Annotated in this window: 6 protein-coding genes; 4 read left to right on the plus strand and 2 right to left on the minus strand. The window is 57.9% G+C overall.

The genetic code is table 11. From position 1 onward, the window contains the following. Positions 1 to 224: 224 nt before the first annotated feature. A complete protein-coding gene (locus tag ABDZ36_RS00665; protein ID WP_211313751.1) occupies positions 225 to 434 on the plus strand; it encodes a DUF8129 domain-containing protein in 210 nt (69 codons plus the stop codon). 96 nt (positions 435 to 530) lie between these two features. Further along, complete coding sequence (locus ABDZ36_RS00670; protein WP_188873083.1) at positions 531 to 821, plus strand: UPF0175 family protein; 291 nt, start codon at positions 531 to 533, stop codon at positions 819 to 821. 157 nt (positions 822 to 978) lie between these two features. On the opposite strand, the gene ABDZ36_RS00675 is transcribed toward ABDZ36_RS00670, so the two are convergent. Next, positions 979 to 1,401, minus strand: a complete 423-nt coding sequence (locus ABDZ36_RS00675) for a hypothetical protein (protein ID WP_211313750.1) — start codon at positions 1,399 to 1,401, stop codon at positions 979 to 981. Between the two features lie 104 nt (positions 1,402 to 1,505). Here ABDZ36_RS00675 and ABDZ36_RS00680 point away from each other — a divergent pair, with 104 nt between their 5' ends. Further along, complete coding sequence (locus tag ABDZ36_RS00680; protein ID WP_343749147.1) at positions 1,506 to 1,808, plus strand: hypothetical protein; 303 nt, start codon at positions 1,506 to 1,508, stop codon at positions 1,806 to 1,808. A gap of 117 nt (positions 1,809 to 1,925) precedes the next feature. Here ABDZ36_RS00680 and ABDZ36_RS00685 read toward each other — a convergent pair whose 3' ends face one another. Further along, positions 1,926 to 2,417, minus strand: a complete 492-nt coding sequence (locus ABDZ36_RS00685; RefSeq protein ID WP_343749148.1) for a hypothetical protein — start codon at positions 2,415 to 2,417, stop codon at positions 1,926 to 1,928. A gap of 337 nt (positions 2,418 to 2,754) precedes the next feature. On the opposite strand from ABDZ36_RS00685, the gene ABDZ36_RS00690 reads away from it, so the two are divergent. Then, entirely contained in the window at positions 2,755 to 2,877 is a 123-nt protein-coding gene (locus ABDZ36_RS00690) for a hypothetical protein (RefSeq protein WP_268237670.1), read from the plus strand. Positions 2,878 to 2,991: the final 114 nt, after the last annotated feature.

The raw sequence follows: 2,991 nt of genomic DNA on the forward strand, positions 1-2,991 counted from the left end.
CAGACGGCGTCCAAATCCCCTGAAATCAGCGATACAATCCGCAGAGGGCGTCGGCGTTCAACGGAGCAAGTTAATGCGATCGCTCCAGACAGAGACCAGCCTCTTCATCGCCGACGCAGTCGTCGAACAGGGGATTGAGCTTCTGGACGACAGCACGTAGCACCGCGCTGAGGGGGACGTCACGAGGTCGTTTGTCGCCGCCGGGAACGATCGAGACGTCCATCATGCCCAACCAAGAGAGCGAGAATGCGAGCACGCTCACGCCTGAACAACGACTTACGCCGGCGAGCTTCGATGTCCTCCGCGCGTGCATCGTGACGATTCCCGACGTCGAGACTGTCCGGGAGTGTGTCGCTTACGAGAACGCACATCAAAATCGCGAGCCCATCCTCCGCTTACTCGCGCAACAAGCTAGCGAGCTTCGATCAAAGTGAATATCCGTTGTTTGCAGACGCATCCGCGGAAGAAGGAGGGGCACCTCCGGCATTATATAGATAGCTCACCGAGGGAGGGGACGGAACATTCATACTATGATTGACGTTGAAGACAACATCGAACTCCTCCAGCAGTCAGGACGGTTTGCCTCCGAGGAAGAGTTCCTCGAGGAAGCATTCCGTGCCCTTCTGGAGAAGCGCCCCGAGCTACGCGTCGATCTCGCCGTCGAGCAATACAAGACCGGAAGCGTCTCGCTCAACCGTGCTGCCGAGCTCGCCGGCTACAGTCCCGCAGAATTCAAAGAGATTCTCCGCGACCGCGGCGTTAGCCGCGATGTCGCTATTCTCACCGACGAGGAGCGGTCCGAGCGCCTCGAAAACCTCTAGCGGGGAATGAGTGTGCTCGTCGACAACAATATCTTGGGTTCGCTTGTGAAAATCGAGCGGTCGAGATCGAGTAGTTGACTAGGTGTAAGCCGGCCTTGCCACGGGTCGACCGTCCAGACGACGTCTCCCGGCTGGTAGTCACGGCCAGCTGCCTGCATCAGTGGTCCGAGGACTGCTGTGCAGCACGGTTCTCGCCGGACTGCTCCTCGTTGTCCGTCTCTGAGGGGTGTAGCTGATCCGGTTGTGCGTCCGCCCACGCCTCTGCCTCCTCCTCACTCGCGATAAGAGGCCCATGCTCAAGTGTGAGTGTCGAGAGGAGATCGGAGAACCGAATCGCCTCCGCGACTCGACTTAGGTCGCGAGTGAGCGCCCAATGGTGCTTTCGATGCCGAACAAGTCCTCTCTCCTTGAGCCGTGAGAGGTTCGACCCAACCGTGTTCGGATTGCGGTCGATCGCGGTTGCGATTTCACTCCGAGTGAACGCGGCATCGCGGTTCTCGAGGAGAAACTCGATGATGAGTTCAGCGGTCGTCCGCTCCGCTTCCTCGCCGTCTTCAAACTCCTCGATATCGATCGGCATATCGCCTAGTACGGTGTGCTGGTGGATAAGTGTGCGGGTGAATGGGTGTGCTGTCCGCACGATTCAGTTTATTGAGCCACCCGAAAGGGTGGAGGCATTCAGTGATGAGCGATACACCAGATCCAGAAGTCCACCATCAAGCAGCGTTCAGTGACGATGGCGAGCTCGAAGTCCAGGAGTCGAGCGTCGAAACGTCTCTCGAGGATTTCGGCGCCGACGTCGACCATCGAGAGCGCGAGTCACGACGCGATCAGCCCGAGGCCAGCGAGTTCGGCGTCGACGACCGCCCCGACGTACAGGATTCAAGTGAGGATGACGAGCAGGCCGCGCTCTTCCCCGATACCGACGACGACCAGCAGACGCTCACCGGGGAGAACGCCGCGACACGCTGTCTCTTCAACGACTAATTACAGAGCGGACTCTGGATGACACTCCCCACTTGGTATCAGTAGTGGGACGCGCAGTTTCCGGCTCCAACTCTCACTCTCGAAGCCAATAGGGAGTATTCGGTAAGTGTCGGCCAGTTACGTATCGTGTGAAAGGAATCGTCTCCTAACCCAATTAATCGTGGTTCCGATAGCGTAGGCGAGGCTTCCGGGAACAACAGCGAAGAACAGCCCCAATCGAACACCGTACCGGAGTCCGCCGAACAGCTCAGCGCGAGCGGAGCCGTACGCGAACGCCGACATTCTGGGGTGCACGTAGCGGGACGCGCCCGTCCAATCGCCAGTGAGATAGCCGACGAGCGGCGGGAAGACGAACCACCAGAGCGTGATGAGCCAGAGTAACCCGACGGTCAGACCGAGGCCAGCACCGACGATCCCCGCGATACCGGCGATTCCGAGTGCAAGGAGAATCCACCCGCCACCGAAAGCGTTCAATCCGACGTCGAACCCGAGGAGAAACGCGATAGATGCGAGGAGTAACAACACACCGACCCCGCCAGCGGTTGCACGTCGCGGACGCTTCGTCCCGACGATGTACTGAAAGACCTGCCCAGAACTGGGCTGTGTCATACTGTTAGGTGTTCTTCAGAGGCGATAACGGTTGGGTCTGGTTTCCCAAGAACACGTATCCCAGACTCAACTGCTCCAAAACAACCTGTAGTCGATGTATGCGAATGATAGCACTCCAATTAGGAGAATGAGCGTTAACTGAGGCTGACCATCAAACGTGAATGGGAGCATACCGTACGATAAGTCGCTGTTCAGCAGAGCCAGCTCAGAGAGTATCTACGGGTGTGCCAGGGGTAGAGAGTATGCTTTCCCAACCCATCCGAGGCCACAATGGATCTTCGAGATCGGTTTGTGCGAAAGGTATAATTGGGAAAGCGACGAACCTAGTGATGAACGAATGGCCCTGAAGGATATCCCCACGGTAGACGAGCTGGCCGAGACGACGGGGCAGTCTGTGGAGCAACTCCGGAAGGACCGCGTGGCTGCAGGGAAGATGTCAAGCGACTCGGACGCTGAATAGCGGTACTTTCTGATGGGCGAGCCTGAGTCACTGAATACTGTTGACCAGGGCTTCATTGAATCCGCAGAGGGCGACGGGATTCACTGTTTCACGGCTTGTTCGACGTTGTAGACT

Origin of the sequence: Halarchaeum salinum (assembly GCF_039520965.1) — an archaeon.
Classification (GTDB): Archaea; Halobacteriota; Halobacteria; order Halobacteriales; family Halobacteriaceae; genus Halarchaeum; species Halarchaeum salinum.

Excerpts from the sequence above, each read along its gene's own strand:
- ABDZ36_RS00665 (WP_211313751.1), top strand. The coding sequence starts at position 225 with ATGCCCAACCAAGAGAGCGAGAATGCGAGCACGCTCACGCCTGAACAA.
- ABDZ36_RS00670 (WP_188873083.1), top strand. The coding sequence starts at position 531 with ATGATTGACGTTGAAGACAACATCGAACTCCTCCAGCAGTCAGGACGG.
- ABDZ36_RS00675 (WP_211313750.1), bottom strand. The coding sequence starts at position 1,401 with ATGCCGATCGATATCGAGGAGTTTGAAGACGGCGAGGAAGCGGAGCGG.
- ABDZ36_RS00680 (WP_343749147.1), top strand. The coding sequence starts at position 1,506 with ATGAGCGATACACCAGATCCAGAAGTCCACCATCAAGCAGCGTTCAGT.
- ABDZ36_RS00685 (WP_343749148.1), bottom strand. The coding sequence starts at position 2,417 with ATGACACAGCCCAGTTCTGGGCAGGTCTTTCAGTACATCGTCGGGACG.
- ABDZ36_RS00690 (WP_268237670.1), top strand. The coding sequence starts at position 2,755 with ATGGCCCTGAAGGATATCCCCACGGTAGACGAGCTGGCCGAGACGACG.